Genomic DNA, 19,721 nt, shown 5'->3' with positions numbered 1-19,721 from the left:
CCGCGCGTGAAGGCGTGAAAGATGGGGACCTGCGAAGCCGCGTCTCCCCATGTCCGCCGCGGTTGCGTATAGCCGGTGCATGGACCTGATCACCACCACTGACGCGCTGCGCCAGATCTGCACACGTCTCGCCGAGCAGCCCTTCGTGACCGTCGACACGGAGTTCATGCGCGAGACGACGTATTATCCGAAACTGTGCCTGATCCAGATGGCGGCACCGGACGGGACCGGCGTCCTGGTGGATCCGCTGGCGCCGGGGATCGACCTCGGGCCGTTCATCGCCCTCATGGCCGACGAGGGCACCGTCAAGGTGTTCCACTCCGCCCGCCAGGACCTGGAGATCATCTGGCTGATCGGCGGGATCCTGCCGCACCCGTTCTTCGACACGCAGGTCGCCGCCATGGTCTGCGGCTACGGCGATTCCGTCTCGTACGAGCAGCTCGTCAACGACGTCGCGAAGGCCAAGATCGACAAGTCCTCCCGCTTCACCGACTGGTCGCGGCGCCCGCTCTCGGAGGCGCAGCTGACCTACGCGCTGTCAGACGTCACCCACTTGGTGAAGATCTACGAAGTCCTCGTCGCCGAGCTGCTGCGGACCGACCGCGGCGCGTGGCTCGACGAGGAGATGGCGGTGCTGACGTCTCCCGAGACCTACCGCGCCGATCCCGTTCAGGCGTGGCGCCGCCTCTCCGGCCGCATGCGCAAGCCGCGGGAGATCGCCGTGCTGATGGAGGTCGCGGCCTGGCGCGAGAGCGAGGCGCAGACGCGCAACGTGCCGCGCGGGCGCGTCCTGAAGGACGAGGCGGTCATCGATATCGCCTCGGCGGCGCCGCGGAGCGCGGAGGCGCTCGGGCGGCTGCGGACGATCCCGGCGGGCTTCGAGCGCTCCCGGACGGGGGCCGACATCGTCGCCGCCGTGGAGCGCGGTCTCGCCCGCGACACGAGCGCCGTCCGGATGCCCGAGCGCGTGCGGCGGAGCGGCGGCAACGGCGCGATCGTCGAGCTCCTGAAGGTGCTGCTGAAGGCGGTCTGCGAGGCCGAGGGCGTGGCGCCGAAGATCATCGCCACGGTCGACGATCTGGAAGCGGTCGCCGACGACGACGACGCCGAGGTCCCGGCGCTGCAGGGCTGGCGCCGGACGCTGTTCGGCGAGAAGGCGCTGGCGCTGAAGCAGGGACGGCTGGCCCTCTCGGTCGAGTCCGGTCGCATCGTGGTCCGTCCCCTGGAAGCCGAACCTGTCGGCAGCGGCGCCGACCCGGACCGATGACGTTGCAGCGGCACTGACCGCACAATCCGCACTGGCGGGCGTGACTCGCCGCGGGTCCGGGATTAAATGGCAATTCGGTTGCCGCTTAATCCCGCCCCTGCGTCCCGCGTATGTTCGAGCCGAACGAGATCCTCAAGACGCTGACCGGGCGCGGTCTCGTGTCGGCCGAAGGGTGTGAGGCCGTCCGCGTCCGCTACCGGGTTGTGGTCGAGAGGCGCGAAGGCGGTGTCGTCGCCTACGGCAATCTGTACGGCAGCTACGCGGGCCTGCGACCGGTCTGGCTCGAGCCCGATGCCCAGCTCCGCCTGTCCAACGGCCGTCGCCTCAACATCTCCGTGACCGATCTGATCGGCGACACTGCGGAGTTCGAGAGCACCGGGCCGGTCGGCGCGGTCTGACGCCGGCAAGAGCCGTTCCGCAGATCCTGAAAGAGACCTCCTGGTCCGCGCGCGCGACCAATCCCGATTCTCAGAAGCGGGATGATTCGGCAATTTGTCGCGCGCGAACCCCACCGATCAGCCCGGGATCCGCGGAAAAACGGGATGCGGCGACTGGGCGCACAGCGGGCTTTCGGGAAAATTCGGCAACCCATAGCCACCGAAGCGTCTTGCAGTGCAGTCCGCGGACCTGCAGCAGCCGCGCGTCCAGGCGCGCCTGAATCCCGCCCACCGCGCGGGGGACGCATGCTTAAGCGCAGCAAAGCTCGCCTGTTTGCAAGGTCTGCATGGGAAACGGACACAACCCCGTGAGACCGAGGTCAGAGCAGGCAGCATCTCTTGTGCGTCGCAACATTTCTTTTCGCAAACGCATGACATCCGTCGTGCCTGTGTCACCCGAAAAGAAGCTTTCACCGTGTGCCCACAGGCGTCGAACAGCGAGTTGACGGCGCTCAAAAATCTCTTAAGGTCCGGGCAAGCCTCGGTTTCGAGGGAGACGCCTCAGGGATGGCGGCTCCTGGCTAGGGGATCAGTAGATCTCCTCGAAGTCCACTATGCCCGCTACCGAGGCGTCCATCCCTGTCGCAAACAGTCAGGTCGGAGTCCGAGCGACGCCACTCTCTTCGCGCGCCGTGAGAACTCTCAAGACTTGTCGGAGGAACCCATGAGAGCGGTACATCTCCTTGCGCTCGGCGCAGGTGTCGCGGCCGTCGCCGCGCCGGCGCTGGCCAATGAAAGCGTCATGAAGGGCATCGCCAACCCGGCGGAACAGGTTCTTCAGACGGTAGACTACGCGAATACGCGCTACTCGAAGCTCGACCAGATCAACGCCAAGAACGTCAAGGACCTGCAGGTCGCCTGGACGTTCTCGACCGGCGTGCTGCGCGGCCACGAGGGCTCGCCGCTCGTCGTCGGCAACATGATGTACGTGCACACGCCGTTCCCGAACATCGTGTACGCCCTCGACCTCGACCACGACGCGAAGATCGTCTGGAAGTACGAGCCGAAGCAGGATCCGTCCGTGATCCCGGTCATGTGCTGTGACACGGTCAACCGTGGTCTGGCCTACGCCGACGGCGCCATCCTCCTGCACCAGGCCGACACCACCCTCGTGTCGCTCGACGCCAAGACCGGCAAGGTCAACTGGTCGGTCGTGAACGGCGACCCGAAGAAGGGCGAGACCAACACCGCGACGGTTCTGCCGGTCAAGGACAAGGTCATCGTCGGCATCTCGGGCGGCGAGTTCGGCGTGCAGTGCCACGTCACCGCCTACGACCTGAAGACCGGCAAGAAGGTGTGGCGCGGCTACTCCGAGGGCCCGGACGATCAGCTGATCGTCGACCCGGAGAAGACCACCTCGCTCGGCAAGCCGATCGGCAAGGATTCCTCGCTGAAGACCTGGGAAGGCGATCAGTGGAAGACCGGCGGCGGCTGCACCTGGGGCTGGTTCTCGTACGACCCCAAGCTCGACCTGATGTACTACGGCTCGGGCAACCCCTCGACCTGGAACCCCAAGCAGCGTCCGGGCGACAACAAGTGGTCCATGACCATCTGGGCGCGTAACCCGGACACCGGCATGGCCAAGTGGGTCTACCAGATGACCCCCCACGACGAGTGGGACTACGACGGCATCAACGAGATGATCCTCACGGATCAGAAGATCGACGGCAAGGAGCAGCCGCTCCTGACCCACTTCGACCGTAACGGCTTCGGCTACACGCTGAACCGCGCGGACGGCACCCTCCTCGTCGCCGAGAAGTTCGACCCGGCCGTCAACTGGGCGACCAAGGTCGACATGGACAAGGGCTCGAAGAACTACGGCCGGCCGCTGGTCGTGTCGAAGTACTCGACCGAGCAGAACGGTGAGGACACCAACTCCAAGGGCATCTGCCCGGCGGCGCTGGGCACCAAGGATCAGCAGCCTGCGGCCTTCTCGCCGAAGACCAACCTGTTCTACGTGCCCACCAACCACGTCTGCATGGACTACGAGCCGTTCCGGGTGACCTACACCCCGGGCCAGCCCTACGTCGGTGCGACCCTCTCGATGTACCCGGCCCCGAACTCGCACGGCGGCATGGGCAACTTCATCGCGTGGGACGGCGTCAACGGCAAGATCAAGTGGACGAACCCCGAGCAGTTCTCGGTGTGGTCCGGTGCTCTGGCCACCGCTGGCGACGTCGTGTTCTACGGCACGCTTGAGGGCTACCTGAAGGCGGTCGACGACAAGACCGGCAAGGAGCTGTTCAAGTTCAAGACCCCGTCGGGCATCATCGGCAACGTGATGACCTACCAGCACAAGGGCAAGCAGTACGTGGGCGTCCTCTCGGGCGTCGGCGGCTGGGCCGGCATCGGCCTCGCGGCCGGCCTGACCGACCCGAACGCCGGCCTCGGCGCGGTGGGTGGCTACGCGGCTCTGTCGCAGTACACCAACCTCGGCGGTCAGCTGACGGTCTTCGCCCTGCCGAACTAATCGGCCGCAGGGTTTGAAGTGAAAAATGGTGCCGGCGCGGGTTCCCGCGCCGGCATCCTTGTGATTAGACTTTCTCGCAAGAGGCTGCGTCTCGGAGGGAGACCAAGAGCCTCGATCAAGGGAGACACATGCGTTGCTCAACCTCAGCAAGATCGTAACGCGGCCGGTTATCGCCGCCCTCGCCCTAGCGACCGTCTCGACGGTTGCCGTACATGCTGAGGATGCCAAGCCCGCCGACCCCAAGCTGGCGAATTCGCTGAACGCGAACGACAAGACCGCCGAGCAGGATGACAAGCTCCTGAAGAAGGACGCGGCCGTGAAGGTCGACGACGGCAAGTACTTCGACGCCGAGGGCCACCCGACGTTCCACGTGACCCAGGACGGCAAGATGCTCGACTGGTACACCTACTCGGGCTACCGCCGCTATCACGCCGAGTGCCACGTCTGCCACGGCCCGGACGGCATGGGCTCGACCTACGCGCCGGCCCTCAAGGACTCGCTGAAGCACCTCTCCTACGAGGAGTTCATCGGCATCCTGGCTGGCGGCAAGCAGGAAGTGAACGCCGCCGAGCAGAAGGTCATGCCGGCCTTCGGTGACAACAAGAATGTCATGTGCTACTCGGACGACCTCTACGTCTACCTCAAGGCGCGCGCCTCCGGCGCGATCGGGCGTATCCGTCCCTCCGAGCACGAGGGCAAACCCGAGACCGCCAAAAAGGCGGAGAAGGAATGCATGGGCGGCTGATGTCGTCTCCTGCCCGGATCGCCGTTCTCTGCGCCCTGACCGTCTTCGGGGCGCAGGGCGCGCTCGCCCAGCATCTGCCGGATACCGTCACCACGGACGTGCTGCGCGTCTGCGGTGATCCGGGCAACATGCCGTTCTCCGAACGCAAGGAGGACGGCTTCGAGAACAAGATCGCGGCGATCATCGCCGACGAGCTGAAGATCAAGGTCCGCTACTACTGGCTGACGCAGGGTCCGGGCTTCGTGCGCAACACGCTCGGAACCGGCCTCTGCGACGTCATCATGGGCCAGGCCTTCGGCAGCGACCTCGTCCAGACCACCAATCCCTACTATCGATCGGCCTACACGCTGGTCACCCGCGCGGGCGAACTCGACGGTGTGACGGCCCTCGACGACCCACGGCTGAAGGGCAAGAGCATCGGCGTGATCGCCGGGACGCCGCCGGTCAACCGGATGGGCGAACTGGGCCTCGTCTCGGCCATGAAGGCCTACGCGCCCTACCAGCTCGACCCGTCCCGCAAGCACCAGACGGTCGCTGCCGAGATCGTCGCGGCCCTGGCCGCGAAGGAGATCGACGCGGCCGTCCTCTGGGGCCCGGCGGCGGGCTGGCTCGCCAAGCAGTCCGGCACGCCCATGAGCGTCGTGCCACTGCTGAAGGAGCCGGAGCGTCCGCCGATGGCGTACCGGATCGCCATGGGTGTCCGGATCGGCGAGAACGACTGGAAGCGCTCGCTGAACACCATCCTGCGCAAGCGCAAGGCCGACATCGACAAGGTCCTGCGCGACTACGACGTGCCGCTCCTCGACGAGGAAGAGAACAAGCTCGTCGCCCCCGGCGAGCGCTGACGCGCAGCGCCGCAGCGCGCGCCGCCGCGCGCGCCGCCATCAGGCGCGCGCGATACCGGTCGAGTCGAGCTTCGCCAGGGCATCCACCACGCGCTCGCCGCCGATGACGAGGTCGGGCGCGATCTCCGCCAGCGGGACGAGCACGAAGGCCCGCTCGCGCACGTAGCGGTGCGGCAGGACGAGACGCGCGTCGTCGATGCTGGCGCCCTCGTAGGCCAGGACGTCGATGTCGATCACACGGGGCCCCCAGCGCTCCTCGCGGATCCGGCCGAGGTCGTGCTCCACCCGCAGGCAGGCGTCGAGCAGCCCGTGCGGATCGAGGTCGGTCTCGACCGCCACGGCCCCGTTCAGGAACCACGGCTGATCGGTCTTGCCCCAGGGCGGGGTCCGGTAGTCGGCCGAGCGTGCCACGACGTCGATGCCCGGGATCGCGGCGAGACCGGTGACCGCGCGGTCGAGCATCGCGGCCATGTCGCCGACATTGCTGCCGATGCCGAGATACGCCCTCATCGACCGGCTCCGCGGCGGCGCGTGATCGCGACGCCGACGCTGTCCAGGATGGCGGGGACGGGCGCGCTCGGCTTGTCGACCTGAACGGTTATGGCGTCGACCTGCGCGAAGCGCGCGAGGATCTCCGCGGCGACCGTCTCGGCCAGGGCCTCGATCAGGTTGAACCGGCGCTCGGTGGCGATCGCGACCGCCACCGCCGTGAGATCCGCGTAGCTCACCGTGCCGGCCACGTCGTCGGAGCGGCCCGCCGGGCCGAGATCGAGTTCCGCTTCCAGAGAGATGTAGAAGCGCTGACCGAGCACCGCCTCCTCGGCCAGCACGCCGTGCCGGCCGAACACGGCGATCCGGGTGACGCGGATCAGGTCGCCCGCCATGCTCAGCGCGCCTCCGGCCGCATCACGGCGTCGACGACGCGCATCGCGTCGATATGCGCGGCCACGTCGTGCACGCGCACGATGTCGGCCCCGAGGGTCGCCGCGACGGCGTGGGCGGCGAGGGACCCGTGCAGGCGGTCCGCCGGACGGGTCTCGCGGTCGTGCAGGCGTCCGAGGAGCGACTTGCGCGAGACGCCGACGAGGACCGGAAAGCCGAGGGCGCGGATCTCGGGCAGCCGCCGCAGCGCCTCGAGATGCTGGTTCCAGGTCTTGCCGAACCCGACCCCCGGATCGAGCACGATCTCGGAATCCGCGAGGCCCGCCCGGTGGGCGATCGCGAGGGACCGCTCGAAGAAGGCCAGCATGTCGGCGACGATGTCGAGCTCCGGCTCGATCGTCTCGCGGTTGTGCATGATGATGACCGGCGCGCCGTGGGCGGCCGCGACGTTGGCGATGTCGGGCTCGCGCTGGAGGCCCCAGACGTCGTTCACGATCCGCGCGCCGGCCTCGAGCGCGGCGCGCGCCGTCGAGGCCTTGTAGGTGTCGATCGAGATCGGCACCGGCAGCCGCGGCGCCACGGCCCGGATGACCGGCACGACGCGCGCCTGCTCCTCCTCGGCGGGGACCGCAACGTGGCCGGGCCGCGTCGATTCCCCGCCGACGTCGAGGATCGCCGCCCCCTCGGCGACCAGCCGCTCGGCCTGGGCCACGGCCTCGGCCTCCCCGGCGAACAGCCCGCCGTCGGAGAAGGAATCGGGCGTGACGTTGAGGATGCCCATGACCAGCGTGCGGCCGCCGAGCGCCGGCAGCAGGTCGGACAGGCGGGAAGAGGGGGTCACAGGCGGGTCCCGTTCACGAGCGCGGTTCGGGAGCCGGTGTGCGCGAATCGGGAGGCCGGCGCAACGCCGGCCTCGCCGTGCGGCCCAGACCTGCGCGTCAGCCGTGGTAGCAGCGGATCTCGGCCTCGGCCTGGGCGCGGCGCAGCTCCGCGACCTTGTCGTCGAAGATCTTGGTCGACTTGAACTCGTTCGCCCGGTTGCCGATGCCCTGCCGCATCGAGAGCACCGTGCTCGCCTGAACGTACTTGTCGTAGGGGAGGATCGCGGCGAGCTGGTCCAGCGAGCACGAGCATTTCTGCAGGCTCTCGCGGGTCTGGCCGTTGGCGGCCATGCAGCCGAACACGTAGTCGACCCGCGCGTCGGTCGGGTAGTCGTTCTCCTCGGCGGCCCAGCCGGCCAGGCCCGACAGCGTGAGGGCGAGGGCGGCCAGCGCGCCCCGTTCAGCCAGCCTTCTGATCATAGCTCAGCTTCTCCTCAAGCAGCTCGCCGCCGTCCGGGCTCTTCGACGACGCCTCGATCGAGACGATCTCGCCCGGGACCGAGGGCGCGGTGACGAAGGTATAGGTCATGTCGTCCATGCCGCGCATGCGCTGCGCCATCGCGTCGCCCGCGAACGGCTTCGTGACCACGCGCCAGCCGTCGACCTCGCGGCCGCCGATATCCACCTTGGTCGGCGTCACCGTCGCCTTCTCGCGCAGGCCCTTGCGGATCGCGAGCTTGAGGTAGCGCGGGTTCGCCTCCAGCACCTTCGCGACGGCCCGGAGATGGTTCTCGAGGAAGAGCGAGACGACCGGGTTGCCCGCCATGTCCTCGAACGGGCCGGCCGGCATCCGGTTCAGCCCGGAGAACATCACGACGCTGATGTCGCGGCCCTCGGCGGTCTTCCCGGGCGTCACCTTCAGCTGGATCGTGTCCTCGAGCGGCGCCCCGAACGGCCCCTTGGAGATCCCCGAGCGGCGCAGGTAATCGTAGGTCAGCGTCGAGCCCGCGGCCGTGTTCTTCATGTGCGGCTGGTCGAACAGCAGATCCGCCGCGGAGGGCGGGGCGGCGGCGTTCGCCGGGGTGACGGTGGCGGGCTTCGGCGCGTCCTCGGCGAGGGCCGGCAGCGCGGCCAGAGCCAGCGCGACCGACGTCGCGGCGAGGCCCCTCACGACAAGACTTCTCACGAGTTCACTTCCTCCTTGAGCGGCGACCGGACGTTGCTGCCGATCGTCCGGTAGACGTAGTCGGGCGGGTTCTCGGCCGCCTCCTCGGTGGCCAGCGCCCGCACCTTGGCGTGGAGCGGCGAGAGCGAGCAGGCCGGGTCCGTGGCGGCCGCGTCGCCGGCGAGCGCGAGCGCCTGGCAGCGGCAGCCGCCCCAGTCCTTCTCGCGCCGGTCGCAGGAGCGGCAGGGCTCCTTCATCCAGTCGGTGCCGCGATAGGCCGTGAAGGCCGGCGAGTCGCGCCAGATCTCGCCGAGCGAGCGGTCGTTGACGTTCCAGAACTCCAGACCCGGGATCGTCTCGGCCGCGTGGCAGGGCAGGACCTTGCCCTGGGGCGTGACGTTCATCAGCTTGCGGCCCCAGCCGCCCGCGCAGGCCTTCGGGTACTTCGCGTAATAGTCGGGCACGACGAGGTCGATGACGAGCTGGCCCTTCAGGCGCTCCCGGGCCGCCTCGACGATCCGGATCGACTCGTCCACTTGCGCCTTGTCGGGCATCAGGGCGGCGCGGTTGACGTAGGCCCAGCCGTAATACTGCGTGTGCGCCACCTCGAGCCGCTTGGCGCCCATCTTCACCGCGAGATCGATGAAGCCCGCCACCTCGTGGATGTTGCCGCGGTGGATCACCGAGTTCAGCGTGAGGGGCAGGCCGAGCTCGACCACCTTGGCGGCGAACTCGAACTTCTGCGGCTGGGCGTTCTTCAGGCCGCCGATCTTCTCGGCGTTCTGCGCGTCGACGCCCTGCACCGACAGCTGCACGTGGTCGAGCCCGACGTCGTAGAGCGCCTGCAGCTTGCCCAGCGCCCCGCCGACGCCGGAGGTGATCAGGTTCGAGTACAGGCCGAGATCGGCGCAAGTCTTGGTGATCTCGACGATGTCGTTGCGCGCCGTCGGCTCGCCGCCGGACAGGTGCACGTGCAGGACGCCGAGCGCCGCCGCCTCCCCGAGCACGCGCTGCCACGTCTGCGTGTCGAGCTCGCCCGACCGGCGGTCGAGCTCCAGCGGGTTCGAGCAGTAAGGGCAGCGCAGCGGGCAGCGGTGGGTCAGCTCGGCGAGCAGACCGACCGGGGCCGGCGCGTCGGGGCGGTTCGGCGTCAGCGCGTTCATCGCTCGAGAACCCGTTTCTCCGCGAGGCCGTCGAGCATCACCAGGATGTCGGCCTCGATGGCGCGGGGATCGGCCGCGTAGGTCTTGCCCAGCTCGTCCGCGATGTCGGCGACGCTCCGCGCGCCATCCACGAGCTTCAGGACCGCCACGGCGTTGTCGTCGAGGTCGAAGGTGCGCTCGGGGGCGAGCAGGACCCACTTGCCGCGGGTCTCGTCGTTGCGCAGCCGGACGCCGCGCGGCAGCCGCGGTCGGTCGCCGGCCGCCATCTTCCCGCCAGCCGCTCCCGGCTTGGCCTGAGACGCCTCGGCCACCAGACCCTCGCCGGGCTGCCACGCGTCCGGCGGGACCATGCCGGGGGCCACGTAGGCGAAGTACAGGGCGTCGAGCTGCGTCCACAGCACGGTGCACTTGAACGTCAGCGCCGCCATCGCCTGCCGCTGCAGCTCCGGCGTCGTGGCGTGCTGCTTGACGTAGTCCAGGGCGAAGTCCGCGTCCCGCGGCGCCTGGGTCAGGCGCTTGTCGAAGTAGGCCAGCGTGTCCTTGGTGATGAAGTCGTAGTTCTTCAGCATCCCGGCCACGCGCTCGGAGATGATCGTCGGCGAGAACATCTCGGTCAGCGACGAGGCGATCGCCTCCAGGAGCGTCCGCTCGGAAACGAAGTGGACGTAGGCCTCGACCGAGAACTTCGTGGCCGACAGGATGCCGCGGGTCGACAGCACGTAGTCGCGGTCGAAGCCGACGCCCTCGGCCAGCTTGAGCCAGCGCTCGATGCCGCCGTCGCCCTCGTGGTCGCCGTCGTGGTCGACGATCCGCTGGCGCCAGATCCGCCGCAGCGACGCGTCGGTCATCCGCGCCAGCACGGCGGCGTCCTTCACCGGGATCATCGCTTGGTAGTAGTAGCGATTCAGCGCCCAGGCCCGGACCTGGTCCTTCGACAGCTTGCCGTCGTGCAGCAGCCGGTGGAACGGGTGCAGGTTGTGGTAGCGGCGCGCGCCGATGTCGCGCAGGGCCGCCTCCAGTTCCTCGGGACTCAGGAGACGCTGGCTGTCGGCGGCATCGGGGGTCGGGAAAATGGCGTTCATGGCGTGTCCGGCGTCCGTCCTCAGGTCGCGTTTCCTGTGTTCCGATCCCGCCCTCGTGCGCGGGGCGACTGTCCGGGCTCAACCACGATATAGTGCCGTCCCCCCGGGCGCCCAACCGTCGCCGGCGACCGTCGGTCGCGCATTCGGCCGCGGCGCGGGGATCCGGCAGGCCGTCGGCGCGGCGTCCTAGAGCGTCAGACCCAGCCCGTCATGCGCCACGGTCCAGCCGGCCGCCTCGACATCGGCCCGCTCCGGCGAGCCCTCGACCAGGACCGGGTTCGTGTTGTTGATGTGCACGAAGACGCGGCGCCCGATCTCGACCGAAGCCAGGGCGTCGATCGAGCCGTTCTCGCCGCGCATCGGCACGTGACCCATGCGCCAGCCGGTCTTGGTGCCGACGCCGGCCCGGATCATGTCGTCGTCGTGCAGGACGGTTCCGTCGAAGAGCAGCGCGTCGACGCCCGCGATCCGCGCGCGCAGACCGTCCGTCACCCGGGCACATCCGGGGATGTAGGCGAGCCGCCGGCCGCCGGCCTCGATCAGGGCGCCGACCGTGGTCTCAGTCTCGGCACCGATCTGCATGGTCTCGTCCTCGAGCCAGAGCGGCACCTTGCCGGGGACCGGGAAGAGGGTGACCGCCAGGCCGGGGAGGGGCTCGAAGCGCTGGTCCATGCCGATCGGCTGACGGGCGACGACGCCCTCGGCCATCACGTCGAAGACGCGGTTGGCATTGACCGAATCGAGGATCCCGCGCGTGCCGTAGAGCGTGTAGGGCTGACCTTCGCGCAGGGTCAGGAGACCCGCGACATGATCGACGTCACCGTTGGTCAGGAGCACGGCGCGGATCGGCGAGTGGCGCAGACCCTCGCGCGGATGCATCTGCGCATTGTCGAAGAGCTGTTGCCGGATATCCGGCGAGGCGTTGATCAGCAGCCAGTCCGACCCGTCCGCGGAGACCGCGATGCTCGACTGGGTCCGGGGCCGCACCCGGTCCGGCTCGGACCGCGCCAGCGTGCAGATGGGGCAGCGGCAATTCCACTGGGGAAGGCCGCCGCCGGCCGCGGAACCGAGGATCACGACGCGCATGGTGCGGCTCCCGAGATCCCCGGCCCGTGAAACTCAGTTGAAGGTGTCGATCTCGGCCGACTCGTAGCTCGTCACTTCCATGCCGACGCAGATCTCGGACACGATCGGGGCAGCCCACTTCATGGTGTTTCTCCTCAGGCAACATCTACACCGAGTGTCACGCGGTTCCTAAGAGGACCCTAAGACACTGATGGCGCTCTCATTTCCGGCGCCGGAGAGGTATCGACGATTCACGCGCGGGCTTCAAGCACTAAGTTGCCGGATCCTCCCAAATTTTTCGTGAGAGACTTCCTAAGCGTCCGGAAACCATCACGAAATGGGCGGGCCTGCGACTAAAGTACAGGGGCCTACTGCCGGAAGTCGGGACCGCGCAGTTCCAGCATGAACCCTTTACCCCGCACGGTGACGAGGCCGGGCCCGCCGTAGCGCACGAAATCGGCCATCTTGGACCGGAGGTAGCCGATATAGACGTCGACCACGTTGAGGGAGAGCCCGCCCTGGCTCGCCCACAGCCGGTCGAAGATGTCGGCGCGCGAGACCGGCTTGCCGATATTCTCCATCAGCATGGCCAGCAGGTCGGCCTCGCGGGGCGTGAGGCGGGCGCTGGCCTCGCCGCAGCTCGCCTGCCGGGTCTCGAGGTCGAGCATCAGCTTGCCGGCGGTGATGCGCGAGCGCGGCGCCTCCGCCTGCTCCCGGCGCATCAGGTGGGTCCGCAGGCGCGCGACCAGCTCGTCGAACTCGAAGGGCTTGATGATGTAGTCGTCGGCGCCGAGCGCCAGGCCCTCGGCCCGGTCGCGGATCTCGTCGCGGGCCGAGAGGAACAGGATCGCGCCCGGGAAGCCGCCCTCGCGCAGGGACCGGCAGACGTCGTGGCCCGAACCGTCCGGGAGATTGATGTCGAGCAGCACGGCGCCGGGGGCCGGGTCGTGGGCCGCCTTCAGGGCCTCGTCGACGCAGGCCGCCGTCCCGACCTCGAACCCCTCGGCCTCGAGACCCCGGGCGAGGAGGCCGCGGATGTCGATATCGTCCTCGACGATCAGGATCCGCGTCATGCGGCCGACTCCTTCACCTGCGCGCCCGCTTGGGCGCCCACTTGGGCGCCAACGGCAGCGCCGTCGACCGGGCCCGTCTCCCATGCCGGATCGCAGGCCGGGATGTCCAGGGTGACCCGGGCCCCGCGCCCGTCCGGCCCGGGGCCGAGGCGGATCGTGCCGCCGTGCTGCTCCACGATCCACCGCGCGAGCGCGAGCCCGATGCCGAACCCGGTCTCGTCCGGTCCGGCGCCCGAGCCGCGCTTGAAGCGCTCGAACAGCGCGTCCTCCGACGCGCCGAAGCCCGGCCCGTCATCCGTGATGGTGATCCGTCCGACCGGTCCGGGCCCTGCCGACAGGGCGACCTCGACCCGGGTGAGGCCGGCGGCGTGGCGGAGCGCGTTGTCGACGAGGCTCTCGACGGTCTGGCGCATCCACTCGCGGTCGGCGAGGCACTCGACGTCCCGGGTGCCGGGATCGAGGGTGAGACCGACGCGGCGGCGCGCCGCCTCAAAGCTCATGTTGTCCACGGCCTCCGCGAGGACCTGGGCCAGCCCCAGGCGGCGCTTGTCGAACGCGATCTCGCCGGATTCCGAGCGCGCGACGCGCAGCAGGTCCTCGACGCGCAGCTTGAGGCGCTGCGCCCGCTTCTTGATCGTCGCGAAGACCGGTCCCGGATCGGTGCCCCGGGACGCGCCGCGCAGGGCGAGGTCACACTCGCCCAGGATCACCGTCAGCGGCGTGCGCAGCTCGTGGCTGACATCGGCGAAGAAGCGGCGGCGGGACTGATCGACGGCCTCGAGCCGGGCGTTGGCGGCGCGCAGATCGGCGGTGCGGGCCGCCACGGTGTCCTCCAGCGCCGCCCGGTCGGCCGCGACCCGCGATTCCCGCCGGGCGAGGCGGGCGGCCATGCGGTTGACGTTGGTCATGAGCAGGCCGAGCTCGTCCCGTGTGGCGACGGAGAGGCGCGTGTCCAGGGCGCCGTGGCCGATGGCGCTCGCGGCGCGGCGGACCTCCTCGATGCGGGCCAGGGTCGGCCGGGTGACGCCGCGGTAGAGGATCGCCAGCAGCACGAGGGCCGCGGCCACCGCGGCGGCGGCCGCCACCCGCAGGCGCTCCGAGAGCGCCCGGGCCTCCTCGGAGCCGAGCGCCATGCTGCGCCGCTCGGCCTCGATCAGGAAGGAGAGCGGCTGGCCGGTCATGGCACCGAAACCGTTGAGCGCGCCCTTGATCGCGTCCTGACGCCGCTCCGGCTCGGTCTGGCGGCTGATCAGCGACACCTGCCGGTCCAGCACGGCGCGCGCCGCGCGCAGCTGCGCCATGGGGCGGGTGCGGGCGGCGTACTGCATCCGGTCGGCCGGGTCGTCGCTCGGCGGGAAGCTCTTGGCGAGCGCCTCGTCCACGGTGGTCAGGGCGCGGTCGGCGTTGTCGCGGGCGATCGCCATCGCCTCGGGCTGGCCATCGGGATTGCCGACGGTCTCCACCGCCGCCAGACCGAACTGCGTGAGGCGGCCGGACAGCTCGGCCAGCAGCTCCAGGCGCCGCTGGGCCTCGAGGGTCCGGTCGACGGTGCGCTCCGCCGCCCCGATGGCCGCCAAGGCGGCCGCGGCGGCCAGCATCACCACGATGGCGGTGCCGCCGAGCAGCAGCGCGAAGCGGACCTTCAGCGAGCGCATCGTCCCCGTCCCGCCCTCAATCCCGCCGTGCAGGCGGGCCCGAGCATGGCACCGCCGGGGCGCCGAACCAAGGACCCGTCACAGGTCCTTCGGCAGGCTGCCCTTCGCGGCGCAGCGCCAGCGCTCCACGTGCCATTCCGGATGCGCCGCCTGCCACGTCGCGAGCGCGCTCTGCGAGTTGCGCAGGCACACGAAGGGGCTCGATCTCTCGAAGGACATCTCGATCCGGTCCTCGCGGCAGGTCGAGGGCTGGGCGACGAGACAGATCGACAGCAGAAGCAGCATGGGCGCCTCCCCGGGCTGCCGGCCTCGTGCGGGCCGGCTTGGCGGGGAGCATAGGACGCGTCCACGCCCCTTGCCCAGGCGGCGTCAGGCCGCGACCCAGATCTCGCCCTTGGCGATCGTCGCGAGGTCGCCGGAGTAGCGGCGCAGCGGCTTGCCGAGGAGGTCGGCGTGCTCGGCGCTCAGGCCGCGCAGGGCCTTGGCCAGCAGCCGCAGGAACACGAGGTCGTGCGTCCCGGTCTCCACGAAGGTCGGCGACATCCGGCCGTGGCTACCGACGAGGAGCGTCCCGCGGCGCATGCCGAAGCCGGGATGATCGCCCACGGCGAGCGCCGCCAGGGTGCCGGCGATCATGCGCGAGCCCGCGAAGGCGCCCGCGCGCCCGGCCACGATCGTCCCGCGCCGCATCCGGTCGCCGAGATGGGCGCCGGCGCTGCCGCGGATGATCAGCGTCGCGCCGTCGAGGCCAGCCTTCGCGGCGTAGACCGCGCCACCGGCGTAGTCCCCGGCATCGCCCTCGACGGTGATCGTGCCGCCGGTTGCACCGGAGGCCGCGTAGGGTCCGGCATGGCCAATGACGGTCAGGCTGCCGCCCGCCATGCCGGCGCCGAGGCGCTGGCCGACATCGCCGGTCACCCGGATCGTACCTTCGGACAGCGACGCCCCGACCCGGTCGAGGCGCTCGTGGCCGCCCTCGATGGTCAGGGTGTCGGAGCCGTCCAGCGCGACCGCGAAGCAGTCGCCGAGGCGCACGCCGGTCCGGGTCGTCCCGATCTCGAGGCGCTCGGCCTCGCCCTGGGACAGGCGGCTGAGCGCCCGCGGGTTGACGTTCAGGAGGTCCAGGCGCTCGGGCGGGGCCGCGCGCAGGGTGAGGGTGCTCACGGCTCAGCCCTCCGGCTTGGCGCTGTCGCGCGCGATCAGGTCGCGCAGGTGGTAGTGGTGGCGGCCGAGATTGCCGCCGTAATTGCCGGCCGTGACGGCGATCAGGCCGTGCTTGCCGCCGATCTCGGTGGCGGCGTGCAGGCCGGCGCGCATCGAGTCGGACACGCCCTGCGAGGTGAGGGCGTCGATCACGATCTCCAGCACCACGCCGCACTCGGCCGGGAGCGCCGAGCCGGCGCGGCCCTTCAGGGTCGGGCAGTAGGCGTCGTTCGTCGAGGCCATCATGCCCTTGGTCCGGCCGCCGACCTTGGAGCCGGAGCGGACGATGCCGCCCGGGAACGGCAGGATCGCGCCCGGGACCGCCTTGGCGGCCTCGACGGCGATCTCGGCGACCTTGAGCGTCTCGGCGTGATTGCGCCCGAGGAACAGCAGGTTGCCGCCGCCGACCGCGCCGTCGACGGCCCGGACCGAATCCTCGCAGAGGAACTCGCCGTCCATCACCGGGATGCGCCAGTAGCGCCGGGCCTTGCCGGTGGCGTCGGGCAGGCGCTTGGCCACCGCGAAGCCGTCGCCGAAGTACCGGATCGCGCCGCCGAGCTTGATCTTGGTCGGCCCGTCGACGCCCGCGTAGCAGGCGGTGCCCGGGCAGGTGAGGATGCACTGCCCGACGCGCTTGATCAGCTGGTCCTTGAGGCCGTTCGGCTCGAAGCCGAACAGCAGGATGCGCACGCCCGGCCGCCCGTCCGGCGTCTCCTCGGGCGACAGCTCGGCGTCGATGCCGGCCTCGGCGCCGCAGCCGATCACCGAGGTGGCGAAGCCGGTCATCGTGGTCGCGGCGATCATCGCCCACTTGGCGGTGTCGTTCGTGACGATGATGGCCGTGCCGGCCACGTCGAACGCCTCCGCGAAGGTGTCGACGACCGGGATGCCGTTGAGGGTGAGGTCAGACATCGTACTTCCCGCGGCTCGCCCCGCTGATCACGCCCGGCATGGCACCGCCTCGAAGTTCTCCCGGCCCTCGCCGAAGGCCGCGTCGGGCACGGCGAAGCTGTCGAGGCCCTCGCCGAACCGCTCCGTGAGGTAGGTGTCGGCGCGCTTCGCCATGGCCTTGTCGGACTCGACGGTCAGCGACAGCGTGCGGCCGGCGCGCCACTCCACGACCTCGCCGTCCTCGACGATCGGCACGCCGTCCTTGAGGACGAGCTTGGCGGCGGTGAACATCGCGGTGCGGTTCGCGTCGTCGCGGTAGACCGCGACGTCGGCCCGGGCGCCGGCCCGCAGGTGGCCGCGGTCGGCGAGGCCGAGGAGCTTCGCCGGTCCGGACCGGGTCAGCTGCGCGATCTCCGAGAGCGTGTACTCGCGCTCCAGCCCCGGGAGGCTCGACCGCTCGCCGACCACGCTCGGCAGCGTCGCGATCTCGCGGTCGCGCTCCGTCTTGTCCATCAGCAGGTGGATGATGCGGGGATACTGGGTGAATGGGCCGCCGTTCGGGTGGTCGGTGGTCAGGATCGTCCGCTCCGGATCGGTGGAGAGCAGCATGATCTCCAGGCCGATCGCCCATTGCAGCGAGCTGGTCGGGCCCCGGGGCCGGTACAGGAACGGCACCACCCCGCCGCCCTCGGCGTCGCCCGCGTTGAGGACCCACTTCTTCGGCTTGGCGCCCTTCCGGCCGGCGAACTGGCGGAGGATGTCGAGGGACACCGTCACGGTCTGGCCGAACACGACCTGCCCGATATCGAGGGTGGCGTTCGGGTTGTCGGTGATCGCCTGCGCGATCCGCTCGGCGGCCGAGCGGAAGCCGCCGGTGCCGGGATTGGCCGGGTCGACCGCGCCGTAGGCGTAGAACTGCGCGTGGGCGAAGTGGATGCGCCGCCCCTCCGCCGCGTCCAGCGTCGCCATGAAGCTGTCGTCGGCCCCGGGCAGGCCGAGGTTGTTGCAGTGGACGTGCAGCGGGTGCGGGACGCCGATCTCCTCGACCGCGTCGAGGAGCGAGCCCATGATCTGCCGGGTCGAGAGCCCGTAGCAGGGGATCTCGTCGTCAAGCGACAGGCGCAGGGCCCCGTCCTTGAAGGCCGAGGCACCGCCGGCGTTGATGCACTTGACCCCGAGGCCGCGCGACTGGGCGACCGACAGCGCGACGAGGTCGCGCACGGCATTGCCGCCCTGGCCCTCGCGCAGGAGCTGCAGGAGCTGGTCGTCGTTGCCCATCACGGTCAGGGCGCCGCGGTCGAGCAGCGGGATGTCGGCGAGCTCGAGCTGCGTGCCCAGCGCGTGGGTCGGCGGCATCGCCGGCTCGACGGCCGTGGTGTAGCCCATCCGCGCGTAGGTCGAGCCGATCCAGGCCGCCGCCCCGCCCGCGTGGGCGAAGGGATGGCCGTCGGGCGCCGCCTCGCTGACGTAGAGGTCGGGCAGGAGAAGCCGCGACGTGATCACGTTGCCGCCGGCGATGTGCGAGTGCACCTCGACGCCGCCCGCCATCACCACGCAGCCCGCGGCGTCGATCACGGCGTCGGGCTCGCGGCCCGGCGGATCGACGACGTGGCCGTCCTCGACCCAGACGTCGCCCACGGAATCGCGGGACGCGGTCGGATCGACGACGCGCCCGCCCCGGATCACGCTCAGCATGCGGGTTCACTCCTCGACGCGGCCGGGCCCGTGACCAGGCGCTCCTTCAGGGCGCCCAGCACCGACGCGGCCGACGGCAGATCCGACGGCGCCGAGGCCGGCCAGAAGGTCAGCGCGGCGCGCTGCTCGTTCCACAACACGCCGCCGTGGTCGCGGCCGGGCTGGCCGACCGCGATCACCACCTCGGCGGCCCCGGCCTCACCGTCCGCGACCAGCGCGACGGAGGGGACGCTCGACAGCCAGTCCGGGCGCGACACCGGGATGGCGCCGAGCCAGAGAACGGCGTCGACCTCGCCGGCGGCGACCTGCCGGGCGGCGTCGAAGCGCCAGGGATCGTGCTCGGGCACGCGGCGCCCGAAGCCGCTGGGCGGCGCCTGTCCGGTGAGCCAGGCCGAGACCGGCACCACCGCCCGGTCCTGGCCGGTGCCGCCGACCGCGAGGGTGAAGCAGCGCGTCGTCTCGCTGAGCTCCATGGCGAGGCCCTGGAGCATCTCGATGCCGACCTCGCCGAGTTCGGCTGCGTCGTAGAGGAGGATTCCGTACTGCGCGGCGGCGAGCCGGGCGGCGATCTGGCCGGGGAGATCATCGCCGGCGAGGTGGCCGCGGGCGTGGGCGCGCAGCACGCCGACCGCCTCGGTCAGCCCGCCCTCGGCCGGCCAGGACAGGGACGCGGTGGCGTTGGCGCCGACGGCCAGCAGGGTGCGGTCCGACCCGGCGGCGCGACCGCGGCCGGGCTTGCCGTCGACGAGGCGCTTCAGGAGCGGTGCCTGCCAGGGGGCGGCGCCGACCACCAGCACCACGTCGGCGCGCCCGACGGCCTCGGCGGGCGTCGAGGTCAGCGCCCCGACCCGGCTCAGCGCCCCGAGGTCCGCGTAGGTGCCGGCCGCGCCGGCGGTGTCGACGGAGGCGCCGATGCGCCCCGCGAGATCGTAGGCCGCGCGGATCGCGGCCACGTCGGCGCTGAGGCCGGCGATCACCGGCGCGCGCGCTTTGGCGAGGAGGGATGCGGCCGCCTCGATGGCGGTGCCCGCGTCCGTCGCGCCACCCTTCACCCAGGCTGCCATGCTCCCTCTCGCAACGTTCTTGCTTGGTTTCGGAGCGGGCGACGGCCGTAAGACCGGACGAAGCGGGTGCCCCTCGAGCCCGAGGGTTCCCCACCGAATCGGAATGGCTCATCCGCCCGGCATGTCCGGGCAGGCGGCAAACTCGGCGCGCCGTCGCGGGCCTAGGTTTGCCTTCATCCGCGCACCGCGGCAAGGGGG

The 19,721-nt window shown here is 70.5% G+C and carries 21 protein-coding genes; 5 read left to right on the top strand and 16 right to left on the bottom strand.

Annotated features, from left to right (window positions below):
* Nucleotides 1-79: 79 nt before the first annotated feature.
* The 5 genes from rnd (at nucleotide 80) to xoxJ (ending at nucleotide 5,764) form a co-directional block, all read left to right on the top strand.
* Nucleotides 80-1,267, top strand: a complete 1,188-nt coding sequence (gene rnd / locus ACLBYB_RS02205) for a ribonuclease D (protein WP_447697709.1) — start codon at nucleotides 80-82, stop codon at nucleotides 1,265-1,267.
* 110 nt (nucleotides 1,268-1,377) lie between these two features.
* On the top strand, nucleotides 1,378-1,665 hold the full coding sequence (locus ACLBYB_RS02200; protein WP_020091819.1) for a hypothetical protein: 288 nt from the start codon (nucleotides 1,378-1,380) through the stop codon (nucleotides 1,663-1,665).
* A 703-nt stretch (nucleotides 1,666-2,368) separates the two neighbouring features.
* On the top strand, nucleotides 2,369-4,174 hold the full coding sequence (gene xoxF1, locus ACLBYB_RS02195; protein WP_026604740.1) for a lanthanide-dependent methanol dehydrogenase XoxF1: 1,806 nt from the start codon (nucleotides 2,369-2,371) through the stop codon (nucleotides 4,172-4,174).
* Nucleotides 4,175-4,307: 133 nt separating this feature from the next.
* Nucleotides 4,308-4,919, top strand: a complete 612-nt coding sequence (locus tag ACLBYB_RS02190; protein WP_020091821.1) for a c-type cytochrome, methanol metabolism-related — start codon at nucleotides 4,308-4,310, stop codon at nucleotides 4,917-4,919.
* A complete protein-coding gene (gene xoxJ / locus ACLBYB_RS02185; protein WP_244526844.1) occupies nucleotides 4,919-5,764 on the top strand; it encodes a rare earth element methanol dehydrogenase accessory protein XoxJ in 846 nt (281 codons plus the stop codon). The genes ACLBYB_RS02190 and xoxJ overlap by 1 nt, the downstream gene beginning before the upstream one ends.
* 39 nt (nucleotides 5,765-5,803) lie before the next feature.
* On the opposite strand, the gene folK is transcribed toward xoxJ, so the two are convergent.
* The 16 genes from folK to ACLBYB_RS02105 form a co-directional block, all read right to left on the bottom strand.
* The gene (gene folK / locus ACLBYB_RS02180) at nucleotides 5,804-6,274 is read right to left on the bottom strand and encodes a 2-amino-4-hydroxy-6-hydroxymethyldihydropteridine diphosphokinase (protein WP_132366958.1); all 471 of its coding nucleotides are present in this window, start codon (nucleotides 6,272-6,274) and stop codon (nucleotides 5,804-5,806) included.
* Nucleotides 6,271-6,648, bottom strand: a complete 378-nt coding sequence (gene folB, locus ACLBYB_RS02175) for a dihydroneopterin aldolase (RefSeq protein ID WP_020091824.1) — start codon at nucleotides 6,646-6,648, stop codon at nucleotides 6,271-6,273. The genes folK and folB overlap by 4 nt, the downstream gene beginning before the upstream one ends.
* Before the next feature lie 2 nt (nucleotides 6,649-6,650).
* Nucleotides 6,651-7,487, bottom strand: a complete 837-nt coding sequence (gene folP / locus ACLBYB_RS02170) for a dihydropteroate synthase (protein WP_447697708.1) — start codon at nucleotides 7,485-7,487, stop codon at nucleotides 6,651-6,653.
* A gap of 97 nt (nucleotides 7,488-7,584) precedes the next feature.
* On the bottom strand, nucleotides 7,585-7,947 hold the full coding sequence (locus ACLBYB_RS02165) for a hypothetical protein (RefSeq protein WP_091678351.1): 363 nt from the start codon (nucleotides 7,945-7,947) through the stop codon (nucleotides 7,585-7,587).
* Nucleotides 7,928-8,653, bottom strand: coding sequence for a hypothetical protein (locus tag ACLBYB_RS02160; RefSeq protein ID WP_447697707.1), 726 nt, complete (start codon nucleotides 8,651-8,653; stop codon nucleotides 7,928-7,930). The genes ACLBYB_RS02165 and ACLBYB_RS02160 overlap by 20 nt, the downstream gene beginning before the upstream one ends.
* On the bottom strand, nucleotides 8,650-9,795 hold the full coding sequence (pqqE, locus tag ACLBYB_RS02155) for a pyrroloquinoline quinone biosynthesis protein PqqE (protein ID WP_056521179.1): 1,146 nt from the start codon (nucleotides 9,793-9,795) through the stop codon (nucleotides 8,650-8,652). The genes ACLBYB_RS02160 and pqqE overlap by 4 nt, the downstream gene beginning before the upstream one ends.
* The gene (gene pqqC, locus ACLBYB_RS02150) at nucleotides 9,792-10,877 is read right to left on the bottom strand and encodes a pyrroloquinoline-quinone synthase PqqC (protein WP_020091829.1); all 1,086 of its coding nucleotides are present in this window, start codon (nucleotides 10,875-10,877) and stop codon (nucleotides 9,792-9,794) included. Before pqqC ends, pqqE begins: the two co-directional genes overlap by 4 nt.
* Nucleotides 10,878-11,063: 186 nt before the next feature.
* Entirely contained in the window at nucleotides 11,064-11,963 is a 900-nt protein-coding gene (gene pqqB / locus ACLBYB_RS02145; RefSeq protein ID WP_447697706.1) for a pyrroloquinoline quinone biosynthesis protein PqqB, read from the bottom strand.
* A gap of 33 nt (nucleotides 11,964-11,996) precedes the next feature.
* Nucleotides 11,997-12,086: a pyrroloquinoline quinone precursor peptide PqqA gene (gene pqqA / locus ACLBYB_RS02140; RefSeq protein ID WP_012317526.1), complete on the bottom strand. Its 90-nt coding sequence runs from the start codon at nucleotides 12,084-12,086 to the stop codon at nucleotides 11,997-11,999.
* A 224-nt stretch (nucleotides 12,087-12,310) separates the two neighbouring features.
* Nucleotides 12,311-13,015, bottom strand: coding sequence for a response regulator transcription factor (locus ACLBYB_RS02135; RefSeq protein WP_020091831.1), 705 nt, complete (start codon nucleotides 13,013-13,015; stop codon nucleotides 12,311-12,313).
* On the bottom strand, nucleotides 13,012-14,670 hold the full coding sequence (locus tag ACLBYB_RS02130; protein ID WP_447697705.1) for an ATP-binding protein: 1,659 nt from the start codon (nucleotides 14,668-14,670) through the stop codon (nucleotides 13,012-13,014). Before ACLBYB_RS02130 ends, ACLBYB_RS02135 begins: the two co-directional genes overlap by 4 nt.
* Before the next feature lie 78 nt (nucleotides 14,671-14,748).
* On the bottom strand, nucleotides 14,749-14,955 hold the full coding sequence (locus ACLBYB_RS02125) for a hypothetical protein (protein WP_020091833.1): 207 nt from the start codon (nucleotides 14,953-14,955) through the stop codon (nucleotides 14,749-14,751).
* Between the two features lie 84 nt (nucleotides 14,956-15,039).
* Entirely contained in the window at nucleotides 15,040-15,834 is a 795-nt protein-coding gene (locus ACLBYB_RS02120; protein ID WP_447697704.1) for a formylmethanofuran dehydrogenase subunit C, read from the bottom strand.
* A gap of 3 nt (nucleotides 15,835-15,837) precedes the next feature.
* A complete protein-coding gene (gene fhcD / locus ACLBYB_RS02115; protein WP_020091835.1) occupies nucleotides 15,838-16,785 on the bottom strand; it encodes a formylmethanofuran--tetrahydromethanopterin N-formyltransferase in 948 nt (315 codons plus the stop codon).
* A 27-nt stretch (nucleotides 16,786-16,812) separates the two neighbouring features.
* Complete coding sequence (locus ACLBYB_RS02110; protein ID WP_447697703.1) at nucleotides 16,813-18,459, bottom strand: formylmethanofuran dehydrogenase subunit A; 1,647 nt, start codon at nucleotides 18,457-18,459, stop codon at nucleotides 16,813-16,815.
* On the bottom strand, nucleotides 18,453-19,523 hold the full coding sequence (locus ACLBYB_RS02105) for a formyltransferase (RefSeq protein WP_447697702.1): 1,071 nt from the start codon (nucleotides 19,521-19,523) through the stop codon (nucleotides 18,453-18,455). Before ACLBYB_RS02105 ends, ACLBYB_RS02110 begins: the two co-directional genes overlap by 7 nt.
* Nucleotides 19,524-19,721: the final 198 nt, after the last annotated feature.

This window comes from Methylobacterium sp. D54C (assembly GCF_053345595.1).
The sequence above is the reverse complement of the archived record's forward strand: the minus strand, read 5'-3'. Positions and strand labels throughout refer to the sequence as shown.